Raw genomic sequence first — 24475 nt, 5'->3', positions numbered from 1 at the left:
CATTGCGGTCACATTGTTCAGCTAGCACATAAATCTTGCCACGACGCTCATTTGAGTAGCCTTTAGCGGTCTTAGCGAAATGCTGGCGAAGCCATTCGATTCGAAAAATTCTCAGCCCTACATCACTGCAATGACATCCCCACCCTGGAGTCTCAAACCATGTCATTGCAGTGCCCTCGCTGTCACTCCCCCAAAGTCGCTTCACTCCACCATGCAATGAAGATCACCGCAGCGGTCGGTGCTGTAGGTGGTGCCGCTCGTGGCGCCAGTGCAGCCCTGGCCGGTGGTCAGGCCGGCGCAGCGATTGGTGCTGTTGCTGGCCCGCTGGGCATCACCCTCGGCTCTGTATCGGGGGCAATCCTTGGCGGCCTCGTTGGCGGTGTCGGTGGCTGTGCCCTTGGTGCCCAGCTCGGTGACAAGCTGGATCGTCACGTGCTCGCCAACAACCTCTGCTTGATCTGCGGGCACCGCTTCAACCTGCCGGCCTGATCCGACTCACCCTCCTCCTCCGTCCCCCTACTACTCCCGGTTAGCGCTGCGCTCCTGCGCAGTGCTTTATGCCGACTATTGCTCAAAGGAAATTCACCATGGCTCATCAAATCGAACACATGGCCTATGTCGGCCAAACTCCTTGGCATGGCCTGGGCAACAATCTACCGCGCAAGCAGCCCATCGAGGTCTGGCAGCGTGAAGCCGGCATGGACTGGCAAATCCTGGAAAGCCCCGTTCACTTCAAGTCCGATGCCGTCGGCCACCTGGGCGCTATTCATTCCTTCCCCGAGCAGAAGGTGCTCTTCCGCTCGGACACCAAAGCACCACTCTCCGTGGTTTCACAACGCTACCAAGTGGTGCAACCACGGGACGTCCTGGAGTTCTACCGCGATCTCACCGAGGTCTCCGGCTACGAGCTGGAGACTGCAGGGGTACTCAAGGGCGGTCGCAAGTTCTGGGCGCTCGCGCGTACCGGTCAAGGTGCTGCGCTCAAGGGTAACGATCAGGTCAACGGCTACCTGCTGCTGGCCACCTCCTGCGACGGCACCCTGGCAACAACGGCAACCCCGACCACGGTGCGCGTAGTGTGCAACAACACCCTGACCGTCGCCTTGGACGGCACTACTCGGGCGATCAAGGTGCCGCACAACACCCGCTTCGATGCCAAGGTAGTGAAGAAACAACTCGGCATTGCCGTATCGCAATGGGACGACTTCATGTATCGCATGCGTGCGTTGGCCGAACGCAAGGTGCAGTGGCATGAGGCCCTGGGCTTCTTCATGAATGTGTTGTGCGAAACCTCGCCGACCGGCGCCCTGCCGGAAGTGCTACCGAACGAACGCGCCCTGCGCAAGGTACAGGAGCGGTACGAAGGCCGGGGTCGTGGCTCGAACCTGGAGTCGGCTCGCGGCACCGCTTGGGGACTGCTCAACGCCGTGACCGAGTTCGTCGATCACGAGCGCCGGGCGCGCAGCACCGAATATCGCCTGGACTCGGCCTGGTTCGGCCAGGGGGCGCAGATCAAGCAGCGTGCTCTGGATGCTGCGTTGCGTCTTGCTGCTTGATAACGGCCTTGAAAACCAAGCGCCCGAGCATCCTTCCGGTGACCGGGCGCTGTTCAGAGACTCCGCGTTGGTCGGGCGTTTTCACTCAGGTGCTTGCCCAATCCTCAACACGCAATCCGGGTACCCGCTCGAACTCACGAAGGTTGTTGGTCACCAGAATCAATCCCTGGGAGCGGGCGTGCCCTGCAATCATCTGATCGTACGGGCCTATTGGTTTGCCAACACGGGCCAGTTCAGCACGCAGTTGACCCGAATGAGCAGCTGCCTGTTTGTCGTATGGCAGGATCTCCAACCGCGCTGCGAAACCTTCAACGTCAGCCAGATTACGCTCAGGGTTAGAGGATTTCTCCGCGCCATAGATGAGTTCCATCAGGGTTACGGTACTGATGCTCAACTGTCCCGAATAGCGCTTGAAGGATTCACGTACCTGCTCGGGGCGATTCTTGATCGTGAAAATGCAGATGTTGGTATCGAGCATGAACTTCAGCATCAGAACGCTTCCCGCTCCTGATCTACAGGCTGCTCGCGTTCCGCCATGTAGTCAGCGGTCACGCCCTCGCCATCGAACCAGCTATCCCACGCCTCGCCTGCCGGCGTGATGATTCGAGCACGCCCCACCGCCACCACATCCACCCGCTTCACATCCTCGGGCAGCGCTACTGCCTTGGGCAGACGCACCGCCTGGCTGCGGTTGCTCTGAAAAACGGCACCTTGTTCCATGGAACACCTCCAAGGGATATGTCTTATGTATATCCCACAATAGCGACAACAAGGGATATGTCAATGACATATCCCAAACTCCCCATCTGACTACCACCCTAGAAAGCCCGGTCAGCCTTGTGCTGGCTGGGCCTTTTTATGTCCGCAGGAGAAACATGATGAAAGCCTCCTCATTGAACAGCAGTACCCGCAAAAAACGCCCTGCCCTGCGCCTGATCAGCACCAAGGAACTGCCCCGCGAAGACTGGCTGGCCGTGCGCAAGCAAGGCATCGGCAGTTCTGACGCCTCGGCCGCAGTCGGCCTCAATCCCTATAAATCGCAACTGGAACTGTGGATGGAGAAAACCGGCCGCGACGCCAAGCTGCCGAAAGCCGACCCTCATGACGAGGAAAGCCCGATGTACTGGGGCAACGTGCTGGAACCCATCGTGGCTTGGCACTACAGCAAGCGCACGAAGCACAAGGTACGTCGCATCAACGCCGTGCTGCAGCATCCCGATCCGGAGTTGCCCTGGATGCTGGCCAACATTGATCGCGAGGTTATTGGCGCGGATGAGGTGCAGATCCTGGAATGCAAAACAGTTGGCATAAACGGGGCACGCCTCTGGAAAGAAGGCGTCCCCGAGTATGTGCAGTTGCAAGTGATGCACCAGCTCGCCGTCACCGGCAAACAGGCAGCGGACGTGGCGGTGCTGCTCGGTGGCCAGACGCTGGAAATCCACCGTATCAAGCGGGACGAGCAGATGATCGCGCGCCTGATCGAGCTGGAACGTCGCTTCTGGCAGTACGTGGAAACGGATACACCGCCACCCGCCGACGGCAGCGCCTCGGCCGAGCTCGCCCTGCGCGCCCTCTATCCCGAGGACAACGGCCAGGTCGTCGACTTCAGCAGCCATGCAGGGCTGATCGCTGCCTTCATTGAGCTCAAGACCGTGCGCCAGTCGATTACCGACAAGGAAAAACGCGAGGCCGAGCTCAAGCAGATGCTACAGCAGGCCATGGGCGATGCCAGTCGGGCGGAGTTCTCCAGCGGCTACGTCAGTTGGCGCAAAGCCAAGGACAGTATCGGTCTCGACGTCGCTCAACTGCTCCAGGACAAACCCTACCTGCAAGCCAAATACCCGCTGCTGAAGCCCGGTGCGCGGCGCTTCCTGGTCGGCTGAATCCAATACCTCGCAACCATTCCCCCTTGGTCAGTCCATGCAGTTCGCGCTGCATGGCTGGCCTTTTTTCATTTCCAGGAGAACCACCATGCTCAAAGGTCTGGCTATCACTCCGCCGATACTCGGACGGATTGCCATCGGCAAAGTCATCGAGAAAAACGGCAAGCGTCTGCCGGAGAAAGACGACCAGTTCACCATCACCTCTCAGGTACAGGGCAAGGATGGCTGGCTGCTGCACCCGCTCAACGACGAGTTGCGCAAATCCCAGGAGGACAAGCTGCGCAGCATCCCGGTACGCCTGCTGTTCAACGAACCCGAGCTGAATTTTCGCGCCGACTACACGCTGTTCGACCGCCAGTCCGGACGGCCGCTGTGCGTGGGCAATGGCGAGACCTGCAAACGGGTCACTCAGGATGGCATGCAGTCGTTGCCCTGTCCCTCGCCGGACGCCTGCCCGTTAGCCAAAGGCAATGCCTGCAAGCCCTACGGTCGGCTGAACGTAGTCATTGGCGATGACGATCCGCTGGGTAGCTTCGTGTTCCGCACGACTGGCTTCAACAGCATCCGCACCCTGGCAGCTCGCCTGCATTACCTCCAGGCCATCTCCGGCAACCGCCTGGCGTGCCTGCCGCTGGAGCTGCGCCTGCGCGGCAAGTCCACCCGGCAAAGCCACGGCACGCCGATCTTCTACGTCGACCTCACGCTACGCGGTGGCCTGGACATGGCCGAAGCGCTGCAAGCCGCCAGTGAGCTCGATGCACAGCGGCAAGCAACTGGCTTCGATCAGGTCGCACTGGATGAGGCGGCACAGCGTGGCTTCGGCAATGGCGCCTTCGAGGACAGCGAGGAAGACGCTGGTGCCATTGCCGAGGAGTTCTATCCCACCGAAGAAGCCCCATCTCCCACCATCCAGACTCGCCAGCGCTCCGCGAAAACCAGCCTGGCCGAGAAGCTGGACGCGCAAGCCCAACGCCACATCCCTCCGACCGATCACCCTCAAGGAGCTCATCATGCGCCTGCACAAACTGAAGGCCACTGAACCGACCGGGACCTACGTGGTCGAGTCACCGGTCAGCGAAACCGATATCCTGCTGATGGCCCGGCAGTTGGCGAATCTGCGTCTGCGCCGGGGGCGAGCATTGAGCTCGCCGAAGGAAGTATTCAGCCACCTGCAGGCGCTGCTGGCTGATTACGAGCATGAGGTATTCGCCCTGCTTCTGCTCGACAACCGGAATCGGGTGATCGTCTTTCACGAGCTGTTCCGGGGCACCCTCGACGGCACCAGCGTCTATCCACGCGAAGTGGTCAAGGTCGCTCTGGCGCACAACGCCGCAGCCGCCATCCTGGTTCACAACCACCCATCTGGCGATCCCGAACCTAGCCAGGCAGACCGCAACCTGACGCACAGGCTGAAGGAAGCGCTGAACCTGGTCGGGGTACGAACCCTGGATCACATCATCGTCGGCCGCGAAGGCTGCATCTCACTGGCCGAACAGGGCGATCTCTGAGGAGAAACGCAGATGACGTTACTACGGATCTTGGCTGCGGCTTTTATGTTCTTCGGCCTACTCGCCGGCTGTCTGGCAATTCTGCTGCTGGTGATACTGATGGTGCGCTTCCCGCTGCTGCCGATTGCCGTGCTGCTGGCACTGCTGTTCCAGCGTTTCATTGGCCGGGCCGGCATCAGCCTCTACCGCCGCACCTGAGACAACATAAACAGGAGCCCAAAGGGCTCCGGTAACTTTCTATTCCAACTTCGCTATCGCCCGATGCGGTCACGCATCGGTTCGGAGTCTCTATGTCTGCAAATCCCTTCTTGCGTGGTTTCGACAAACTGTCGATTCAACTGATCGTGCATGAGTTGCAACCTGGCAGCTCATTGCGCGAGGTGTCCTACGTGATTCATGCCCAAGACCAGGGGCAGTCGCTTGTGCTCGGCGTGCAGCCCACGCTGGAACAAGCCCAACACATCGTACAGCGTCTGCGTTTCGAGACCGGCCAATTCAGTCGGTGCTGGGAAATCAGCACCGGCCATCTGCCTGAAGAGGTGGTGAATCGGTTGTTTCTCATGCCGACCGAATTGCCCGAACCACAACTGGAGTTCTTCGAGACGACGGCCCAGAGCGTGATTGGCTGCAAGCTGCGCAACACGCCCTGGACGCAGAAGCATCTGGACCTGCTCAACACCAGCCCGGCAGCACTGCGTCAGCGGCAACTGGAGTTCGGGCTGGCCCCTGAGTTCGTGGAGATCCTGCACCTGGCCGGGCAGGCCGATGTGCGCTTCTTGCTGTTCGATCCGGATGCCGCACTGCTGGACGGCTTGCCCTGCTTCCAGCACGTCGAGTAATCCACCGTCATAACCCCGCATCCACCAACAGGTCGGAGGGCTTACACCCGATGGCCGCCGCAATTCGGCAAATGTTGAGGAAGGTGACGTTGCGTTCACCTCGTTCGATTTTGCCCATGTGAGATCGATCTATCGAGGCGGCATCTGCCAGCGCCTCTTGCGAAAACTCCAGCGCCGTACGGCGAGCCCGTATCGCTGTTCCCAGCTTCACGAGATCGCGGTCTTTGTCCTGATATGCGGAGATTCTTGCCATGACAAAAATCGTCCCGTTATGATGGCAAAACGACCACGGCATTTACGACCCATCTTTTAAGGACCGACACGCCTGATCGGCATCGCTGCCCATCAACAAGCTCTCAGCACAAGGAAAAAGCACAATGCCCAAGAAACTGATCCTGCTCCCGCTACTGGGCTGGATAACCGCTAATGCCGCACACGCCGGCACCTACGAATGGACTACCGGCTACACCCAGGGGGTCGAGGAACACCTGGTCGATGACGGCAACGGCAACCAACTGAACATCTCCTGCCCGGACGATGACGAAAGCCCGGTTAGCGCCTACGCCACCATCGCCGGAGAGGACTACTCCTCCGAAGGGAACGGCTTCGACGTCATCATAGACGGCACCACCTTCAGCAATCCCTTCTACACCAACTGTCACGCCTGTGGAGCGAGCTTCCCCAGCTTCTGGGCGGCGCTGCGCAAGGCCAACAACCTGCAGCTCAGCGCAAACGGCAGAACGGTGAAGCTCCCGACCCAGAACCTCTCGCAGGTTCTTCAGCCCTTGGACAGTCAGCAGAACCTCTGCCGCAGCGCCTGGTAACCCGACTCACACGACTATAGAGAGGACGCAATGGAGCAAGAACACGAATCGACGGAAGGGCTGGATGGCCCATCCGTCAGTCTGGAGGTGGTCGGCTGGGGCGTCGCGTCGCTCGTCCTCACCATCATTTTTCTTACCGTCAACACCTCAGCCATGGTGCTGGGCGCCAGCTTCATGCTGAAGCTGCTGGCCGGACTCGTTGGCCTGGTCACAGGCTGGATCGGCGCGCTGCTCGGCAACGCCATCCGCAAGTTTGCCCAACCCGATGCGATCTACACCAACGGCGGCGCGCTTCACCTGATCTGGCTGAAAGTGTTCTGGATGATCGGCCCACAGGTCATTGGCCTGGTTGTCGGGATCGGCCTCGGCTGCTCCCTGGTACTGCGATAAGGAAGACAGACAAATGAAGAACACGTTCTATCTGCTGTTGAGCCTGCTGATTCTGGCGGGCTGCTCGGATGACAAGTCCAAGCTGCGTGGAGAGTTTCTCTCAGGCTGTATACAAGGCGGCTCTCCCAAGCCGATTTGCACATGCGTCTACGACAAGTTGGAAGAGACCTATTCGACCGAGCAGTTGAAGCAGATCCAGGCAGGGCGAGGCCCGCTGGTGTCGAACTTCATGCAGGACAGCATCACGTATGCAAAAGCCTGTATAGCGGAGCAGTGACAGCAACAATGCCGTTCCCGATCAACGCGGAACAGTGAGCACCAGCTAACAAGCATCACGTCCTGAACATAACCAACCTGCACACGGCCATGACTGGCCGTGTGCAGGAGAGGGGCTCTTTTGTTTTTGAAACCTGAGCCCCCCCTTCGCCAACTCCCCAAGAGAAACCCCTGTCACACACCTTCAAGGACTGGAATTCCATGAACCCCACATACCGCAAGACCCTGCTCGCCCTGGCGATTTCCGCCAGTACTCTGCCTCTCGCAGCTCATGCTCTGACGCTGACCAATAGCGGTCTGGACAGCGAAGGCAACACCTACACCGACACCACCGAAGTCACCGGCAGTTTCAGCAATCAGAACGTGCAACCGGTCCAGTTCTACAGCGACACCTTCAACCACGACCTGGTGCTCAACGCTCAGATACAAGCCACTGGCGATGACCTCAACGGCGTCGACCTGTCTTACGCCGGAGACGATGACAATCCCTCGTCCATCGGCTCGCCGACCGAGGTGTTCGGTAACCTGCAGAACACAGGCAGCATCACGGTGAACGGCGCGGGCGTCACTGGCCTGCTGATCGACCCGGCCACCATCCACGGCAACCTGATCAATGAAGGCACCCTGCAGGTGGCTGGCGGTGTGCTTGAGGGTGACGGCATCCGTGGCCTCAAGTTCGCTGGCCAGTCAGTGTTGCAGGGCGACCTGGTCAATGCTGCGAGCGGCAAGATTCTCGCCGATGGCGAAGAGGCTACAGGCATCCAGCTCAAGGGCGGCACCATCGTTGGCAAGCTGATCAACAACGGCCTGATCCAGGTCAGCGGCACTGGCTCGACGGCAGTTCTCGCCACCTATGACATTGATGGTCCGGATCGGGTGGATCTCGGCGGAATCGAGAACCACGGTAGCATCCTGGCCAGCGGCGATGATGCAACCGCGCTGCGTCTCGATGGCGTGAGCTTTGCCGATGCGCTGGTCCAGGTGCTCAATACGGGCACGATCCAGGCTGACGATACCGCCATCGAGATCGGTGCTTTCGATATCGACGGCGCGAATGCCAGCAATAGCCTGGTCATTCAGAACAGCGGCGACCTGATTGCCGGGGACGAAGCCATCGATGCCTCACAGGCCAGTGGCGATGTGAACCTGGTCTGGGACGCTGGCAACATCGACGGCAACCTGATCGGCCTGTCCGCTATCGCGATCAATGGCGACGTGACCTTCAGTGGCACCGACGCCAGCGTCGACGGCGTCAACATCCGCCTGAAGGACTCGGGCTGGATCGATGTCGGCAGCGATGCCAACGCCACACCGGCGCACCTGACATTCGAGCAACCACACACCACCATCGACGGCAATCTCGCTGTAGCAGGCAACTCGTCGCTGGGGCTCAACCTGAGCACGGCCACGGACTCCAGCACGGCCGTGGTCAGCGTCTCCGGCACGGCGCAATTCGCCGCGGGCTCGCAGATTCAACTGACGGCCCAGGGCGACGACTTCAAGGCTGTGGGCGCCAGCTATACCCTGGTCCAGGCCGGCACTCTGCTGGATGAAGGTGTGACAGTGAGCAGCAGTTCGGTCCTGCTGAATGTCGACACCTACGCTACGGACGACAACCGGATCATCGCCACGGTCAGCACCAAGGGCCAAGAGGAAGTCGGTGACGTCATCGGTCAGATCGGCGGCTCGGCCAACGCACAGCATGCTGGCGCAGCATTCAGCCAGGTCGTCACGGGCCTGGCGCAAAACAATCCCAACGATCCGCTCTTCCTGGCCTACGTGAATGCCTCGCAGGATTCTGCAGCCCTGAAGACACTCACCGAGCAGCTCGCACCGGAAGTGAACGGCGGCGCGACGCAAGCCGCCACCAGTGGCCAGACGCTGGTCAGCAACGTCACCGGCAATCGCACCGGCAGCCTGCGCGGCGCGTCCTCGGGCGATGTCCTGCAGCACACCGGCATCTGGGCCCAGGCCTTGTACAGCGATGCCAACCAGGACCTGCGTGACGGCGTGGCCGGCTTCAATGCCTATAGCCGCGGCATCGCCATCGGCGCCGATGGCCAGCTCAGTGACCAGTTGACCCTGGGTCTGGCCTACAGCTTTCTGCATACCGGCGTGAACAGCGACAACGGCAACACCACGGAGGTCGACGGCAATGCCCTCACCCTGTACAGCGGCTTCGAGCAGGGCAACTACTTCGTTGACGCCAATCTGAGCTATGGGATCAACGACAACGAGAGCAAGCGCCGTATCGCCGGCACCACCGCCAAGGGGAGCTACGATAGCCAGGTCCTGGGCGCCAACGTAGTGGGTGGCTACACCTACCGTCTGAACGACCAGGTACTGATCGAACCCCGCCTGGCCGCCCGCTATGCCCGTGTCGATATCGAAAGCTACCGCGAGAAAGACTCGTCGGCGGCGCTCAAGGTGGATAGCCAGCGTTACGAGGTGGCAGAGATCGGTGCTGGCCTTCGGGTGGCAGGCAACTTCCTGGTCGGCAATGGCAACCTGCAGCCACAGGCCAAGCTGATGGCCTACCATGACTTTGCTGCCGACGAAGCCAAGAGCACTTCGACCTTCACGCTGGGTGGCACGCCCTTCGTCAGCCAAGGTGCCAAGGCCGTACGCAACAGCTACGAAGCCGGCATCGGTGCGGATTACCATCTGGGCGCGGTCACGGTTGGGGTCAGCTACGACTACACCGGCAAGACCGACTTCAACGCCGATACCTTCACTGCCAAGGTCCGTTACGACTTCTGATGAGCCACTACCTTTCCGGCCCACGGCTGTGGGCCGGTTTCTTTCGAATCCTGATGGCGCTGCTGGCCGGCGCCTTGCTCGCCGGCTGCCAGTCGCCCCGTGAGGCGTTGCAGCAGTTGGCGGATGCGCATGGGCGGCAGTTGGAGATCCTGTCGGGGCAGCCGTTCCCGCTGGCCGTGCTGGCACCACAAGGCACCACGAACCCCGCTCGCCTGCGCGTCTACCTGGAAGGCGATGGCCATGCCTGGGCGACGGCGACGCAGCCGAGCCTGGACCCGAGTCCACACAACCTGCTGGTGGCGCGGCTGGCCGTGGACGACCCGACGCCGAATGCCTACCTGGCGCGGCCCTGTCAGTTCGTCATGGCACCAGCCTGCCAACCTACCCACTGGACCCATCGGCGTTTTTCCCAGGAGGTGATCACCAGCCTCAGCCAGGCGCTGGATCAGTTGAAGCAGCGCCATGGCAACCGGGAATTCGAGCTGGTGGGCTATTCGGGAGGCGCGGCACTGGCACTGCTGCTGGCGGCACAACGGGATGACGTCAGCCTCGTCCAGACCATCGCCGGCAATCTCAGCCCGCGGCTATGGGCGCAGATGCAGGGACTTTCGCCACTCAGTGGCTCGCTGGATCCCCTGGATTACCGAGATCGACTCGCGGCACTGCCCCAACGCCACTTGCTTGGAGAACAAGACCGTGTCGTACCGGCACGGCTGGCTGAGCTATACCGGCAGGGACTCATCGAGCCCTCCTGCTTGCAGATTATCCGGATACCGAAAGCAAGCCACGACGAGGAATGGGAGACCGCCTGGAAGCAATGGAGCTCTCGACCGTCCATGAGCGCCGGGTGTCCTTTTTAGCGCTTCTTGGCCGATTGATAGACCTCGCCTCGTTCGCGCTTGCCCACTGAAACCACCACCACGACCACCCGCTCATCCTCGACGCGATAGACCAGACGGTAACCGGAAGCCTTCAGCTTGATCTTGTAGTGACCCGGCAGGTCGCGCAGTGCGTCGGCCTGCACGCGAGGCATCTCCAAACGCTCCCTGAGCTTCTTCTTGATCTGCTCGCGCACCGTATGACCAAGCTTCTCCCACTCCTTCAGGGCGGAAGGCAGGAACTCCAGCTTATAGGTCATCCAGGCTCACCGGGATGGCTTTCTCCCCAGCGCGAGCCTTGGCGATCTCGACCAGTTCCAGGTCTTCCAGGCGCTCCATCATCGACTCGTACAACTCGGCCGGAACCATGTAGCCCATGACACGATTGTGGTTGAGCACCGCGACCGGCATTCCGTCCGCATTAGCCATGACCCCGGATGGATTCTTCTTCAGTTCGGACACGCTGACTGCGATGTCGGCGAAAATACTTTGCATATAAAGACCCTCTAATTTGGTCTTTATTTTGGTCATAAAAGACGACTCAGGCAAGCATCCATACTGGGCAGCTCACCGCATTGCCCAGTATGGAAAATACGTGGCAACAACGCCCATCAGAAAATCTGCCCCTTACGCAGGCACCTTGCCCGCTGCGGTCTCAGCAGCAGCCGCTGATCATCCTTGACCAAATAGCGCATGGCTTGGTGGACGTTGGCGCGAGCCTTTCGATCATTTCGGCGAAGAGTGCCGACCCCGCACTGCTCCCCATAGCGTGCCTTGTCATGGTTGCAGCTATGAAAGCATCCCTGGCCACAAGTGATGTGCTCCCACAACTCGCCGATCTGCTGGGCCTTGTAGAGGTCGCCGCGTACCTCGGCGCCGTTGAAGAAGAAAGCGGCATGGATGTGGTAGCCCCGGCTCGCCCCTTGCTCCACTGCACAGATGTAGCCCGTTAGATGCTCGAAAATCGGGTTGCGCATGCGTTCGACCATCAGCCTGTCCAGATCAGCGAAGACATGCTCCACACGCAGCCTCGCTTGAGCCTCTGACCGATAATACAGATCAACCCTGACCACGCAGGTGCGGGCGTAGCGATCCAGCACAGCATCAACGTAGCGACCGACCGTGATCTCTTGCCGAGTCGCCTGGTAGCGCTGGTCGTGCTCCTGGCGGGTATATCGCTTTTGGGTAAGGCGAGCGCGGATGGCCTTGGTCAACTCGTTCAGCGTCTCGCGGGTACTCAGGTAACGCGTTTCATCCCCGCTCAAACAGGTAATACCAAAAGGGCTGCGCTCTATCCCAATGGACTGACAGGCTTCCTGGAAAAGGCTCAGGTGCCAGTTGTACTGGTAGTCCACATCCCCTTCGAACAACGCGATCATCTGCATGACTCCATCGAAGTATTTCGACAGCCTGGTCTCACTGACCCGCTCTTCTCCATGCTTCGAGCATGTGATTCGGTAGGCTTGTCTATCGGTACGCTGAATGGCGTTTATAAGGCGCTCAATCTGGATAGCGGTATCGGACTGGGATTGAAGGGTGTTGCTGTTTCGTCTGGTCATGGTTGTGTACCTGGTTAGCGGTATCGCATACCAAGTACCGGCTGTGTATTTATTAACCGATGACTTACTCCATCGACAGGAAGTGGTGGTGATGTAGCTATCAGTGAATTGGTTATTGGATAGGTAGAGATTGATAGTCTAGAGCTATATAACTAGATCCCGCTCCAGCCCCCATTGGCCATCCCCAGGCTGACCAGGCAATGGGAAGCAACATTGCCGAGTCAACTGAGAGATTCACCCAATCGCAGCTTAAGAGAGTTAGCTGAGAACGCCTCCCCCCAGGCGGCATAAGCGCCATGACCAGCCTTAGCCAGTCATGGCGCAAATGATCGTTTCTAGCTAGCCATACTCAGGTGGCCGGTGGAGCGTACCGCAGCACCCTCAGCCAGATCGCGCTCCTCGATCCTTGCCAGAATCCAGTCTTGCACCTCGCTTTCGACCCAGGCGACGCAACGCTCCCCCAGAGAGACTGGCTTGGGAAAGGTGCCTTCCCCGATGTACTTGTAGATGGTCGACCGGGCCAGGCCGGTCGAATCGATGACTTCTTTCAGGCGGATGATCCTCATGAGCAGGCTCCTCTGTTAGCTCAGAGGATCTGCATGCAGAGTTTTTTTTACTGCGCCCAAGCCTTCGTCACCTTGTCCGGCAACGTGATCAGCCCATACTCCCAGCGCCTCTGCAAACTCAGATCGGCTTCACTCCTCTCAGGGCAAATCGTCACACAATCCAAGCCCACATCGTCAAAAGCGATGAATTTTCCTAGCCCATGTGAAATGGCAACAGTCCCTAGCCTTCGAGGGGCAGATCGAAGTAGGACGGTGATAGCTTCGTATCCACGATTCTCGACGGCTGGCAGAATGCGAATATCAACCGAGGCGAAGTCGACCCAGTTCGCCTGACCAAACCGGCCTCGGTACTCTCGGGCAACATCGATAGCTAGCGAGTAGAAATACTCGCAAACCTCATTAAAACTCCCGCCAGGCACCAACTCTGAAGAGGGACACCTAAAGCAAGACCCGATGAGACACACCACCTCAGGATCTTCAACCAAGACTTCAGAGCCTAAAGCGTCCCAGTGACGTGAAAGAAGCTGAGAGGCATATCCATTGAGCAGGTGCTGCAGAAGAGGGAAAACTTCCGGGCGTTCTCCTCTCAAAAAGATCAGAACGCTCTTAGGCGCTTTTGAGTTCCTGAAACGTCCCGTCTTAGAAAAATGAGAAACGCTCCCACATAAGAGATCCATGTGGGTATGCCGTTTTTCCTCTCGGTAAAAATCCACATGAACTGCAACAGCGCCTCCCGCTCCGAAAATTTCAAGGTTCAAGAAGTAGGTGCTACTGATCCTACCCGCTTTAAAGATTAAGCTCGAAAGGCCTGGCACGCATCGCCGAATCAGCCCCACAGCCATCAGCCGTGCTAACCGATTCTTCACCCGCTCGGCAGGCATCCCTGCGCATAGGGCAAGCTCTGAGAGGCTGATCTGGACTTCACCGAACCGATCCGAGCGCGAAAGCAAAACCGCCAAAAGCAAGCGATTGCGAATGCTCAGCCGCCCGCGGCCACCGGGAGGCGGTCGCTTTCTCGACTTCGGTTTTGCAGCGCCCCCCTCCTCACCTGGCTCATCTGACTCTTCCGGTTTGCCTGCCCTGCCCAGTTCGCTTCCGAGCACAGCAAACGCCATGTCCGCTCCTGAGAACAGTGCCTGCAACAACTCTGCATGCAGGGGATACGAGCGGAACCGTAATTCAGCCTCATTACCCTGAGACAGTTTGTAGGTAACGGCAGCCCGCCCTCCACGCCCGACTCGAGTCGCGACAAGACGTTCCAAGGTGCCAGCGGCGACCAACTCGCTCAACGCGGCGGAGACAACGCTCTCATCCAGATGTAGGTGCTTCGCAAACGACTTCACGCCGAACTCTCGCCATGTCTCACGCCTGTGCTCCGCCTCGGTAGCAATCACCTCCAGCAGGAAACGGGCGTCCGGGCCGCACGCGTCAATCGCACCTAGAAAGCTTTCAAAATGCAAAGTCATCGTGCCCCCACAAATTCCAAAGCAGGTATTTTACACCCTGAAATTAATCTTATCTCTATTTATTATGTTACTGATAACATACACGCGTAACAGATTACGAAACCAGAGCATCCCGAAAACCGCTCACGCCTCTGAGTGGCGCTTTCATGGGGAAACGGAGAGCTACCGTGCCTACAGCAGACAAGATTCGCTGGCTGAAAAAAGAGAACGCCGAATGGCAGTGGGTGTGCGACTACATAGAGGGTAACGCCATCCCGGCGATTGCCGAGGACATCAGAAATATCCTCAAGAACAGAGAGCCCAGCCATGAGGTCATCGAGGAGATCATTCGACACCTCACAAGGACTGAGTGCGGTCGTGACTTTATAAAGCGCCTCAGAAATGCCCTGCGCCAGCACAGGTATCGTTCATCTGAGAAGGACAAGATAATCTGCACCTTTGCCCTACCAACCAACACCAAGAAGGCCCTGCGCAAAAATGCAGAAAGGCTGGGCAAGAGCGAGAGCGACCTCGTTGACGAAGCCCTCAATCAGTCCGAGAGGCTGATTGAGGAACACTGGCAGCGGGAACAACGGCTTGAGAAAGCGCGCGAGCTTGAGCGCAAGCGAGCGAAGCAGCGCATCGAGCTACTCAGGGTCAAACACCACGAAGCGATGAGGCAAATCCAGATGCTCGCGACACGCCTCTCCATCTGGGAACTGGCTCTTGGGGCGGAGCATCCCGATATCAGCGTCGATCAAGCCATGCTGGCCGATACAGCGAAGGAAAAGACCAATGCCGTCAAGAAAGCCATCAAAACCGCTGTGGCCAGGTGGGACTTTCTCCAGGCGAGGGTATGACAGCCGAGGTATCCACGCCCACGTAACGCCCCGTAGTGACCGAGCCCTGATTTCAAATTCAGGATGAAGTTCTTCGGGTGGTCGTCGCGGTTACCACCGCAGAACACCAGATGGTTTACGGGACACTCCATGCCCAGCAAGGTGCGCAAGGCATCCGTGACGTGGATATCCTTCTCCAGGATGCTGGCAGCCAGCAGGCCGACATCGAGTTCGCCAATACCGCCTCGATCAGTTCGAACTGGTCAGGCGTGATGGCTTTCATAAGCTACCGTCTGCTTGCCGAAGCCCAGCTTGCGAGTAATCCGGCGGCATCCGATGTCCAGCACAATGCCCGCAGCCAATTGCTGAGAAGTACCCGAGTTGTAATCCCCCACTAACCTTGAAGTCTTTACCTTGACCCCAAGTTTTTGCAGAACCAGCGGCGCCAACACCACGAGGGGTTGTGCAGGGATGGGGTTGCCGGTCAACGCACTGGGCTTAGCTTTGGCAAACACACCCAGCCCGAGCTTAACCAGCACACCTTCAGCAATGAGCTGCCTCAAGGCTCGGGAGAGCTGGGCTGGGCTGCCAAAGCGAGCGAACTCGGAACGCAGGAACACATCGTCCTTGCGCAACGCGATAGCCCTTTTCAAGCGTTCCTCGACAACCATGCTGTTTCTCACCTATCCATACAAAACAGATAATATTTTGTTTATAAAAGGATTTTTATCAAAAATCATGCTCATGACGTAGCAGAGTACGCCACTCAAGATGCCACTTGAGTACCATCGCTCCTGCAGAGGATTCGATCAGTTGTTGATTGTCAGCGACCGCGGGCAGACTGACCATCACCAGTCGCATGAGCCATGCTATCGATCATGCACGCAACGATGGCAAGATGATCCCAATTGGAGAAATGTCGGCATTCGATGTTCGGCGTGAGGCGCGGCAGGATGTCGTATGCATACGGATAAGGGATGTATGGTTTCGATTCAGGTGTGTGGTGAGGACAAGACCACCGAGATCACCAAATGGTCGATCTGGAACGACAAGCACGAAGGCCTGCAACTGAAGTGCTCTTACAAAAATGGGAGGAAGGACGCACACGCACTCAACGAGTGCGTTATTTCACCCACCCGCGAGCTGGGCGAGCTGTTGCTGACTAAACCCGGTAGCACGATCATCACGCCAATCGCTAAGGCAACGATTTACGGCGAGCGATATGCAGTCGTGTTCTACCCAGGCGCTGACAAGCCCTATCTCTACAAAATGGACAGCATCGGCTTGGCCGCGCCGACGGCGATGAAGGACACGCCAGTCTTCCACTACTTCTCGGCCGTGGCGAATGCCCGGCAGGATAGCGCCACTTCGAAAACCGACCGTGAGATCGCCGCCAATGTCGTGCGCCAACTGGAAAAATTGCCTGCCAGTGCCGATACCGCCATGCAGGCCTACTGCACCGGGCGCAACGGTACGCTGGCGCCGGGCCAGGGGCTGATCTATCCGTTTGGTCTGAACGAGAGCCAGCTCGCGGCAGTCGAGCAAGCGTTCCGTGCGCAGGTCAGCGTAATCGAGGGCCCACCGGGAACCGGTAAGACCCAGACCATCCTCAACATCCTCGCCAATATCCTGCTGCATGGAAAGACGGTAGCGGTGCTGTCCAACAACAATGCGGCGGTGGAAAACGTCTACGAGAAGCTGGAGAAATGCGGCCTGGGCCACCTGATTGCCAAGCTCGGCAACCAGGACAACCGCAAGGACTTCTTCGCCGACCTGCCGCCCTGGCCATTGAGCGAGCCCGAGCCCGCACCGACGCTGGACGAGATTCAGGCCCTGCTGGCCCGCGTGAAGCAGCACTTGCACGATCAAAATCGGGCGGCTCAACTGCAGGTCGAACTCGATGAGCTGACCATCGAGCGACGCTACCTGCAGCAATGGCAGGCAGAAAGCGGCGTGCAAACCGCCGCCTCACTGGACAGATACGGACTGTCGCCGCGCAAGACCGCTGACCTGATGGCCTACCTAAGCTATCTGGGTGAGCAGCGCATCCGCCTCAAGGATCGCATCGAGCTACTTTTCAACTTCAGGATCTTCCGCGCCAAGCCGTTTGCCCAAGGCAATGCGCGCCTGGCCGTTTTCCATGCCCTGCAGATGCACTATTACGACGAGGCGCTGCGAGACAAGGACGCGGAGTTGCAGGCGTGCCGCGAATCGTTGGCGCGCGGGAACTTCGAAGCCTCCCTGGAGGTGTTGAGGACGGCGTCGATGCGCCACCTGAAGCAGCATCTGCAACGTCAGGCACGACCGTCGGACAACTTCGATGCCCAGACGTACCGGCATCCGCAACAGTTCGATGCCTTCGTGCAGCGTTTTCCGATCCTGGGCAGCGGCACGCACTCCATCGTCAACTCGATCGCGCCGGGAGCGATCCTCGACTACGTGATCATCGACGAGGCCTCGTTGCAGGACATCGTGCCGGGCATTCTGGCGCTGGGCTGCGCGAAGAACCTGATCGTCGTCGGCGACAACCGCCAGTTGGCGCACATTCCCGTGAAGCTAGGCCTACAGGCGCCCGCCGAGGCCTACGATTGCGAGCGCTACAGCCTGCTCGATTCGTGCATCGGCGTATTCAAGGGGGCGCTGCCCAGAACCCTGCTGAAAGAGCATTACCGCTGCCATCCGAGGATCATCCAGTTCTGCAACCAGCAATTCTACGACAACGCGCTGGTGCCCATGACCGAGGATAAGGGCGAAGCGCCGCTGCGCCTGGTGGTGACCGCCAAGGGCAATCACACCCGCCAGAACAGCAACTTGCGCGAGCTGGACTCCCTGCTCAAGCTGCTCGACGACGAGGGCGAGCCAATCGGCGTGGATGGCGACGGACGCGGGTTCATCGCGCCGTTCCGCGACCAGGTCAACCTCTCCGGCACGCGCCTGCCAGCGGATTTCGCCAAGGACACCGTGCACAAGTTCCAGGGCCGGGAGTGCGACGAGATCGTCTTCTCCACCGTATTGGACAATAAACGCTACAACCAGGAGCGCAAGCGCCTGGACTTCGTCGATGACCCACGCATGATCAACGTGGCAGTATCGCGGGCCAAACACCGCTTCACCCTGGTTACGGGCGACGAGGTGTTCACCGCTAATAACCGCCACATCGCGGCGCTGATGCGCTACGTCACCTATTACGCGCAGGACGAACAGGTCGTACTCGCGCCCGTGGTATCGGCTTTCGACCTGCTGTATCGCGAGTACGACCAATCCCTGGCGCGCTTGAACGCCCGCTTGCGGCCCAAGGATTCACGCTACAAGTCCGAGCAGATCGTGGCGCAGCTGCTGCGCGAGACGCTGTCCGATCCATCGTGTCAGGCGTTGATGTATCACGACCAGGTCAAGCTGGATCAGGTCGCATCACCGAGCAACCCGGATTTAACGCAACCCGAGCGAACCTTCATGAAGCGCGCCAGTTGCGACTTCGTGATCTATTTCAAAGTGGGCAAGACGCCAGTAGGAGTGATCGAAGTTGATGGCGGCACCCATGATCGACCCGATCAGGCAGCGCGGGACGCGTTAAAGAATGACATCCTGGCGAAGAGTCGTATTCCCATCCTGCGTCTACGCACGGTCGAGAGCCGCATCGAGGAGAGAATCGGCGAGTTCATCGCCCAGTGGGCCAGCGCGACACCAGCTTATGAGGCGGGAGCTGTCTAAAGAGGGCCTCGCTAGGGGATGATTCTTCCAAAAAGGAAGTCGGTGATCCGGCAGGGCAGGAGTTCAAGCTTTATAAGTCATCCAGACTCACTGGAATGCCCTGCTCGCCAGAGCGTGCCTTGATCACGTCAATCAAGTCCAAGTCTTCCAGGCGCTCCATAATTTGCTCGTATAGCCTGGCAGGCACTAAGTAGCCCATCACACGGTTATGGTTGAGAATGGCCACTGGCGTACCATCTGCTTCAGCGATGACTGCTGACGGATCCTTCTTGAACTCTGAAATACTGACCATAACGTTGGCTAAGACATTTTGCACAATAAAGCCCTTTTTATAGCCGAACGCTGATCACTTCATATCAAGGCTGCGTGGAGAATTAACAGCGCCTCCCCCGGCTGACAAGTATCAATGGAGTGACAGGCTTGACCATCATCATAGAGACTTTCGAACCCTGACGCGCAAGGATTCGAAGTAGTCGCCATCCACAGGAGCAGTGGGGGCCGATTCAGCCCCAGCCAGCAGCAGACCACGCAGGTGCTGCCGATCCTGATCCTTGCGAATCAGCTCCCGCACATATTCGCTGCTGGTGCTGTAGCCTCGCTGGCTGACTTGGTCATCGACGAAGCTCTTGAGGGCATCCGGTAGGGAGATGTTCATGGTACTCATGGTCTCGTCCGCCTTTGACAAAACTTGCCAAAGTATACAGCTCTTGCTCTGCCTCGCCAGGTCACAACACAGTGTCGAATTGCGACAATAAGAAACAGCCGTAATAAGCAGAGATCGACCCAGAGCTGCAGCTCGCCACCGGCCGCAACCGGCCAGAGGCGACGTTTCGAGTAGGGAAAGTGAATTCGTCCCCATTTGCTTCGCACTGAAACCAAACGACTTGCCATGCCTCAACTCTGTGCGTTTGTCGGCACATCCACTTCGGTTCTATCCTAGGCGCACCGATCAGGATTAAGGGCGGAGCGCTGGTGTGGAAGACAAAGAGCAGCTGTACACACTGCTGGCCCAAAAAGACTGGGAGGCGATAAAATCATTTACAAGAACAAGAAAGCCAGGACGCAAGCCCCCTTCTTGGCCCAGGTCACTACGTTCTTTGAGGCTGAGCTCTTTACCTTCGCAGAGCCTTTGCAGGCTGCTCAGCGCGCAAAGCAGTTTGAGTTCACTAACTTGATCATCGCACTAGGTCAGCACGGTTTTAGCCAGGGCTTCGTGGATCGTTTTGTGGATGAGCGACTGAAGCTGATGCAAGAAACCAAGCACTCTGCACTCCTCAACTACGCCCAGTCGTATCAACACCGCCCCTGGCCAAGCAGATCATCCAGTCTTTTGCAGACAAAGCCAGAAGTGGGGACCGGCAAGGCAAAAACCATTCACCTCTTCAAATCTAAGCAGCAAGAAAACTTCTATGAGGTGATACCTCGGTTTTTTCCGACCTATCACTTCTACCCTAACGTCGCCTTGAGTAGTGTATTGAATTACCCGGACATCAAAGATCAGTTGTCCGAAAAGTCTAAGTCATACTTCTTCCAGACCATCATTGACAGTGTGGTGTTTGATGTGAGTAGTGGGCATGAGCCTAGATACTTCATTGAGCTGGACAGCAGCTTCCATGATGAGACTAAGGCCCAGGCCAATGACCAGCTAAAGGACTCTGTTTTCCGAGCTGCAAACACCAAGCTCATTCGCGTCCGACTCTTGAATGCTAGGGCCTCGTCGGTCGAAGAGTTTGAAAAACTGGTGCGTGAAGTGATGCGTCAGCTTTCTACCCCTCAGGCCAGCCTAGAGCAGCCATAAATTGTGCCCTAACAGGGCCATTATGCATATCCCGAACAAATGATAGAAGCAGTTTGAATTGCTGAAAACGCACCCACTGCTCCGTTTTTTGTCCTGAGCCCTCTTGACCTTCGGTGTACACGTCGGCAAAAAAGTCTGCAGCCACTTGAGCTACACGCTCAATTACTTGCTCCGGATATCCTCGATCAAATATTTCGCCGGCACGAGGGTGAAAGTTTGCGTAATCGGGCACCATACCCCCTGAGCACTCATCGAGAGCGCGATCCAAGTCGTCAAGCAACTCTGTGGCCATGCGCTCATAATACTGCGCATGCTCTTGCGGGGAGTTGAGGATCGCCAGGATATTGTTGAAAATGCTTTCGATGCCAACAGCAATTGTCGATAAGCCAAGCCAAGACTCGTTATCAACACAGCGACGGCGAATAGCGTTACGGATATAAACCAATCGGTCGGCAGCCGGGGGATGGCTATCGCTAAAATCGATTCCGATTTTCTCAAGGCATTGATAAATCTGTAGCACGAATTCGATACCGGCGTACCTGAATTTCAGGTCTATGGGGTCGGTTGAAGAGTCATCATCTTCTCTCGCCCCCAATACAAACATCGATCCAAAAAAATCGGCGATATACTCGTCGAGGTGCGCTGCAAGCTCCACCCCATACATGTCATCCAACAGCTCTTCCAGCATGCCTGGCGTATCCGAGGCGATATGCCCGATTTCGTGGCATAGCAGAAACGCCTCAGCCTCCATAGCCAGCGTGTTTGCTACCTGTAGCTGCGCATCGTTGATCGCATAGCTGGGGCCATGGGCAACGTTCGTTTCCTGAAACCACCAGAACACTTCTGCCACCAGCCTGGCAGTTTCGTGCAACTCCATTCCAACAGCTTGCTCGGCGATCGTGAAGCGAGTCGCCATAATCCGTGCCAGCCTGTACACGAACTCTCTCATGCCCGTGCTGAAAAGGATGGCGTAGCCGTCCTTCAAGCTAGTGATGCTGGTATTAGGGAAAGGATTGTCGATTGTACCTATCGCGATAGTGTCGGATTCCAATAGCGAAATAAGCGCTGGATGAAGCCGTGGGCTCAAGTAGCTGACCAGAAATCTTGCCCAATTCTGCTCATTAATCTCGACGAGCAGATCGGACAGTTTCATTCCTGCAGCCTGACAAGCCCTGACAACGTCAGACGGAATATCGTTCTCTGTATAGACGCGACGACTCACGCTTGCCGTCATGGATTCGATGTATTCCTTGGGTGTCATTGCTTAGTTCGCTTGAACTTCACCTTGATACCTGCTTGCATGCCAGCCTCAAGTTTTCCGATCAGCGCGATACTACCTTTAGCAGTGACGCCGAGCGACACCTCAATTTCATCGACGCAGTATCCGGCCTTCGCTACCGGCTGTTCGTCCAGTACCGCTTGGAACCGGGAAAGCACTGCTTTTAAGTTTTCACTCAGGGTTTCTAGGTCCACTTCGGTAGTACTGGTCCTCTGCCGTCCCAGAGAAGGTAAAGCGTTGCGCGTTGCTGTTTCAGCCGTTTCGATATCCCAAACTTCGATGGTGCCTAATCCGCTAGTCATAATACTTTCCTGATATTGATGCAAAGTGGGAGGTTTATAGTAGTGCTTTGACTTTATGTCGCGGCGAGCGGATCTCGCGTAAACGCTTTTTTCGCCAATACAATCCACGTTTATGTCTGCTCTCGGCCAAAAGTGGAAGTAGGTAGATAAATCTGAACCCTGCTCGCTTAAGCCATCATCTTCTCGTAGTGCTGCTCAAAACCAGTGCGTACGAACACCTGCCTGAATCGTTCAACATAATGACCAGGCTCGATCTCACCAAAATCTGTAAGATTTATGGCATCGGAGTGCGATTCACGATTGACATAGCGATAAAGCGCCTTGAACTCAATATCCTCCTCAGCCAACTCCTGCAATGCCTTTGCGAGCTCATCCTGCCTATGCACAAAATTGAAATAGTGCTCGAGGATGTTCCGCATCATGTTGGGGATGACAGATACTGAGGTTCGACCTGCCTGGGCGTCTTTAATCGCCTGCCAGAAGGATTGGTAATCGTTCTGCACATCAGTTGCCTTCATTGGGACGACACTACTGTATTGCGCCTTGGTGATTCTGAATAACGAACAATCATCAGCCTTCTTCAGATGCTTGAGCATCTCATGAAAGAAAAAAAGATTGTGGGTCAGGATGAAAACCTGCTTGAACCGATCCTTTGGGCTTAACACCCTCCGATAGATCAACGATGCGATATCGTAAACATAGTTGTGCGACAGGCTGGAGATTGGATCATCAATAACGATGACGCGATTTGTCTTGAGCTTACCGCTCTTGCTATCGAGGTCTCCATTGCAAACCTCTAGAAAGTACAGGAACGAAATCAACGTCTTCTCGCCCTCGCTCAGGGTCTTGAAGACGCCCTGCTGCTGAACCGGTCTTTCCAAGCGGTAACGGGGCAAATCGCCTTCCTCCCGCACCACCAAGAAACCTTTGAGACCCAGCGTACTGAGCGACGCGTTGATGCTGTCTATCGACTGGTCAATATTGGTTATCTTTGCCCTGTTCTCAGTGATAATTTTCTTCTGTTCTTGAGCTTGGCTTTTGATCAATTCAATTGCCTGACGCTTAGCTTTAAGCTGTGTATCGAGGTCGTCCCGCACTGCTTTGGCTCTAGAAAGCATGGAGTCACTCGCAACTCTGAAACAATTCCAGAATCGAGACTTGATCTTCTCTAGGTGAGTCTTTTTGTCTTTTACCTTGAGATTGAAGGCGGTGGTCTTATCCTGCTCAACCTTCACTAAAGAGTTCAGGCTATCCATTATTTCGGTCGACGCCTCTAAGGCGACTGGGACTGAGGGGGTAGCAAGCTTTTCAGCTAGCAAACGGCAATTTTTCAGCAGCAGCACCCCAAGTGCGGCGATGCTTGTCGCGAACTCTGGCATTTGATAATCAGGTCGTAGGTACTGTGCCTTCAGCCGGGCTGCACCTGCTTCATACCTCTCTTTCAACGCAACCAGATCCTCCATTCTTCTCTGGTAGGTCTGATCGAAAACTTTGCCGAGCTCTTCGTAGAAATCAGCCTGGAGCTTCTGCTGGCAAAAAGGGCACGTATCGTCATTTTTATCAACGAAACTAAAGGCCTGTTTTATCCAGTCGGAGTTCCCAAGGTCGTTGATTATTTCGCTGAGGTAAGAATTATTAGAGCCACTTATAGCCTCCTCTAACAATGGGCTGAGCTCAACATCCCGCTCCGGAAAACTGAATGAGGGAAGAACTGGGCGCTCTTGATCACTTGCAGACTGTAGCTCACCTGCCTCCAGAGCTAATGTCTCGAATGTATCTGACACAGGCTCTAGGTTCAGGCTTTCGACCTTTTCCGCCAAGCGCTCCTTAGTATTTAAGGCTGTGAAACAGAACTTCAAATCTGAGCTATCGTGCTGCTTTCTCAAGACCCATAGATCATCTAGAAACGTTTCTCTGTTCGCTTTTTGGGTCGCAGCTAGGGCCTTACCAGCATCCACCTCGACTTGCCGCTGATCGGCCAGTTTCTTTAGGGATGGTCTGAAATAGCCCGGCATTTCCCGCCAAGTTCAGCCTTCGCCGATTTTGAAAGCAGGCAGTCGAT

Annotated in this window: 29 protein-coding genes; 15 read left to right on the top strand and 14 right to left on the bottom strand. The window is 57.1% G+C overall.

What is annotated here, in order from left to right:
* Positions 1-216 precede the first annotated feature (216 nt).
* Complete coding sequence (locus ACSZPK_RS25680) at positions 217-489, top strand: hypothetical protein (RefSeq protein WP_437884458.1); 273 nt, start codon at positions 217-219, stop codon at positions 487-489.
* Positions 490-587: 98 nt separating this feature from the next.
* On the top strand, positions 588-1556 hold the full coding sequence (locus ACSZPK_RS25675; protein ID WP_437884457.1) for a DUF932 domain-containing protein: 969 nt from the start codon (positions 588-590) through the stop codon (positions 1554-1556).
* A gap of 85 nt (positions 1557-1641) precedes the next feature.
* On the opposite strand, the gene vapC is transcribed toward ACSZPK_RS25675, so the two are convergent.
* Both vapC and vapB read right to left on the bottom strand, forming a co-directional pair.
* Positions 1642-2046: a type II toxin-antitoxin system tRNA(fMet)-specific endonuclease VapC gene (gene vapC, locus ACSZPK_RS25670; protein WP_437884456.1), complete on the bottom strand. Its 405-nt coding sequence runs from the start codon at positions 2044-2046 to the stop codon at positions 1642-1644.
* On the bottom strand, positions 2046-2276 hold the full coding sequence (gene vapB, locus ACSZPK_RS25665) for a type II toxin-antitoxin system VapB family antitoxin (RefSeq protein WP_437884455.1): 231 nt from the start codon (positions 2274-2276) through the stop codon (positions 2046-2048). The genes vapC and vapB overlap by 1 nt, the downstream gene beginning before the upstream one ends.
* Before the next feature lie 158 nt (positions 2277-2434).
* On the opposite strand from vapB, the gene ACSZPK_RS25660 reads away from it, so the two are divergent.
* From ACSZPK_RS25660 to ACSZPK_RS25640, 5 genes are all read left to right on the top strand, one after another.
* On the top strand, positions 2435-3439 hold the full coding sequence (locus tag ACSZPK_RS25660) for a YqaJ viral recombinase family protein (RefSeq protein ID WP_437884478.1): 1005 nt from the start codon (positions 2435-2437) through the stop codon (positions 3437-3439).
* A gap of 88 nt (positions 3440-3527) precedes the next feature.
* Positions 3528-4478: a recombination directionality factor gene (locus tag ACSZPK_RS25655; protein WP_437884454.1), complete on the top strand. Its 951-nt coding sequence runs from the start codon at positions 3528-3530 to the stop codon at positions 4476-4478.
* Positions 4450-4947, top strand: coding sequence for a RadC family protein (gene radC / locus ACSZPK_RS25650; RefSeq protein WP_437884453.1), 498 nt, complete (start codon positions 4450-4452; stop codon positions 4945-4947). The genes ACSZPK_RS25655 and radC overlap by 29 nt, the downstream gene beginning before the upstream one ends.
* A 12-nt stretch (positions 4948-4959) precedes the next feature.
* Complete coding sequence (locus ACSZPK_RS25645; protein WP_437884452.1) at positions 4960-5145, top strand: hypothetical protein; 186 nt, start codon at positions 4960-4962, stop codon at positions 5143-5145.
* A 92-nt stretch (positions 5146-5237) separates the two neighbouring features.
* Entirely contained in the window at positions 5238-5786 is a 549-nt protein-coding gene (locus ACSZPK_RS25640; RefSeq protein WP_437884451.1) for a hypothetical protein, read from the top strand.
* Positions 5787-5793: 7 nt separating this feature from the next.
* Here the strand turns inward: ACSZPK_RS25640 and ACSZPK_RS25635 are convergent, their stop codons facing one another.
* Complete coding sequence (locus ACSZPK_RS25635) at positions 5794-6039, bottom strand: helix-turn-helix domain-containing protein (RefSeq protein WP_437884450.1); 246 nt, start codon at positions 6037-6039, stop codon at positions 5794-5796.
* Between the two features lie 124 nt (positions 6040-6163).
* Here ACSZPK_RS25635 and ACSZPK_RS25630 point away from each other — a divergent pair, with 124 nt between their 5' ends.
* The 5 genes from ACSZPK_RS25630 to ACSZPK_RS25610 all read left to right on the top strand — a co-directional run bounded on the left by ACSZPK_RS25630 (position 6164) and on the right by ACSZPK_RS25610 (position 10896).
* The gene (locus ACSZPK_RS25630; protein WP_437884449.1) at positions 6164-6610 is read left to right on the top strand and encodes a hypothetical protein; all 447 of its coding nucleotides are present in this window, start codon (positions 6164-6166) and stop codon (positions 6608-6610) included.
* Between the two features lie 30 nt (positions 6611-6640).
* A complete protein-coding gene (locus ACSZPK_RS25625) occupies positions 6641-7000 on the top strand; it encodes a hypothetical protein (RefSeq protein WP_437884448.1) in 360 nt (119 codons plus the stop codon).
* Between the two features lie 13 nt (positions 7001-7013).
* Positions 7014-7277 carry a hypothetical protein gene (locus ACSZPK_RS25620; protein ID WP_437884447.1) on the top strand — a complete coding sequence of 88 codons (264 nt, stop codon included), beginning with the start codon at positions 7014-7016 and terminating at the stop codon, positions 7275-7277.
* Between the two features lie 200 nt (positions 7278-7477).
* Complete coding sequence (locus ACSZPK_RS25615; protein ID WP_437884446.1) at positions 7478-10036, top strand: autotransporter domain-containing protein; 2559 nt, start codon at positions 7478-7480, stop codon at positions 10034-10036.
* Complete coding sequence (locus ACSZPK_RS25610; protein WP_437884445.1) at positions 10036-10896, top strand: alpha/beta hydrolase; 861 nt, start codon at positions 10036-10038, stop codon at positions 10894-10896. The genes ACSZPK_RS25615 and ACSZPK_RS25610 overlap by 1 nt, the downstream gene beginning before the upstream one ends.
* Here the strand turns inward: ACSZPK_RS25610 and ACSZPK_RS25605 are convergent.
* The 5 genes from ACSZPK_RS25605 to ACSZPK_RS25585 form a co-directional block, all read right to left on the bottom strand.
* The gene (locus tag ACSZPK_RS25605) at positions 10893-11174 is read right to left on the bottom strand and encodes a type II toxin-antitoxin system RelE family toxin (RefSeq protein WP_437884444.1); all 282 of its coding nucleotides are present in this window, start codon (positions 11172-11174) and stop codon (positions 10893-10895) included. The genes ACSZPK_RS25610 and ACSZPK_RS25605 overlap by 4 nt on opposite strands.
* Positions 11164-11409, bottom strand: a complete 246-nt coding sequence (locus tag ACSZPK_RS25600; protein WP_437884443.1) for a type II toxin-antitoxin system Phd/YefM family antitoxin — start codon at positions 11407-11409, stop codon at positions 11164-11166. Before ACSZPK_RS25600 ends, ACSZPK_RS25605 begins: the two co-directional genes overlap by 11 nt.
* A gap of 116 nt (positions 11410-11525) precedes the next feature.
* Positions 11526-12473, bottom strand: coding sequence for a YagK/YfjJ domain-containing protein (locus tag ACSZPK_RS25595; protein ID WP_437884442.1), 948 nt, complete (start codon positions 12471-12473; stop codon positions 11526-11528).
* Positions 12474-12808: 335 nt separating this feature from the next.
* Positions 12809-13039 (bottom strand): helix-turn-helix transcriptional regulator, encoded by a 231-nt coding sequence (locus ACSZPK_RS25590; RefSeq protein ID WP_437884441.1) that lies wholly within the window; start codon positions 13037-13039, stop codon positions 12809-12811.
* Between the two features lie 47 nt (positions 13040-13086).
* Positions 13087-14505, bottom strand: coding sequence for a hypothetical protein (locus tag ACSZPK_RS25585; RefSeq protein ID WP_437884440.1), 1419 nt, complete (start codon positions 14503-14505; stop codon positions 13087-13089).
* A 167-nt stretch (positions 14506-14672) separates the two neighbouring features.
* Between ACSZPK_RS25585 and ACSZPK_RS25580 the strand changes: the two genes are divergently transcribed.
* A complete protein-coding gene (locus ACSZPK_RS25580) occupies positions 14673-15344 on the top strand; it encodes a hypothetical protein (RefSeq protein WP_437884439.1) in 672 nt (223 codons plus the stop codon).
* Between the two features lie 242 nt (positions 15345-15586).
* Here ACSZPK_RS25580 and ACSZPK_RS25575 read toward each other — a convergent pair whose 3' ends face one another.
* Positions 15587-15994 carry an S-adenosylhomocysteine hydrolase gene (locus tag ACSZPK_RS25575; protein WP_437884438.1) on the bottom strand — a complete coding sequence of 136 codons (408 nt, stop codon included), beginning with the start codon at positions 15992-15994 and terminating at the stop codon, positions 15587-15589.
* A 310-nt stretch (positions 15995-16304) separates the two neighbouring features.
* Between ACSZPK_RS25575 and ACSZPK_RS25570 the strand changes: the two genes are divergently transcribed.
* A complete protein-coding gene (locus tag ACSZPK_RS25570) occupies positions 16305-19034 on the top strand; it encodes an AAA domain-containing protein (RefSeq protein WP_437884437.1) in 2730 nt (909 codons plus the stop codon).
* A 70-nt stretch (positions 19035-19104) separates the two neighbouring features.
* Here the strand turns inward: ACSZPK_RS25570 and ACSZPK_RS25565 are convergent, their stop codons facing one another.
* Together ACSZPK_RS25565 and ACSZPK_RS25560 are read right to left on the bottom strand one after the other, a co-directional pair.
* The gene (locus ACSZPK_RS25565) at positions 19105-19350 is read right to left on the bottom strand and encodes a type II toxin-antitoxin system Phd/YefM family antitoxin (RefSeq protein ID WP_437884436.1); all 246 of its coding nucleotides are present in this window, start codon (positions 19348-19350) and stop codon (positions 19105-19107) included.
* Between the two features lie 114 nt (positions 19351-19464).
* Positions 19465-19698 carry a type II toxin-antitoxin system ParD family antitoxin gene (locus ACSZPK_RS25560; RefSeq protein WP_437884435.1) on the bottom strand — a complete coding sequence of 78 codons (234 nt, stop codon included), beginning with the start codon at positions 19696-19698 and terminating at the stop codon, positions 19465-19467.
* A gap of 411 nt (positions 19699-20109) precedes the next feature.
* On the opposite strand from ACSZPK_RS25560, the gene ACSZPK_RS25555 reads away from it, so the two are divergent.
* The gene (locus ACSZPK_RS25555; RefSeq protein ID WP_437884434.1) at positions 20110-20832 is read left to right on the top strand and encodes a DUF2726 domain-containing protein; all 723 of its coding nucleotides are present in this window, start codon (positions 20110-20112) and stop codon (positions 20830-20832) included.
* Here ACSZPK_RS25555 and ACSZPK_RS25550 read toward each other — a convergent pair.
* From ACSZPK_RS25550 to ACSZPK_RS25540, 3 genes are all read right to left on the bottom strand, one after another.
* Positions 20801-22093: a hypothetical protein gene (locus tag ACSZPK_RS25550; protein ID WP_437884433.1), complete on the bottom strand. Its 1293-nt coding sequence runs from the start codon at positions 22091-22093 to the stop codon at positions 20801-20803. The two genes, ACSZPK_RS25555 and ACSZPK_RS25550, sit on opposite strands and share 32 nt — an antisense overlap.
* On the bottom strand, positions 22090-22413 hold the full coding sequence (locus tag ACSZPK_RS25545) for a Pepco domain-containing protein (RefSeq protein ID WP_437884432.1): 324 nt from the start codon (positions 22411-22413) through the stop codon (positions 22090-22092). Before ACSZPK_RS25545 ends, ACSZPK_RS25550 begins: the two co-directional genes overlap by 4 nt.
* Positions 22414-22580: 167 nt before the next feature.
* Positions 22581-24428, bottom strand: a complete 1848-nt coding sequence (locus ACSZPK_RS25540) for an AAA family ATPase (RefSeq protein WP_437884431.1) — start codon at positions 24426-24428, stop codon at positions 22581-22583.
* Positions 24429-24475 lie beyond the last annotated feature (47 nt).

It is taken from the genome of Pseudomonas sp. LRF_L74 (genome assembly GCF_965644255.1).
GTDB lineage: Bacteria > Pseudomonadota > Gammaproteobacteria > Pseudomonadales > Pseudomonadaceae > Aquipseudomonas.
The sequence above is the reverse complement of the archived record's forward strand: the minus strand, read 5'-3'. Positions and strand labels throughout refer to the sequence as shown.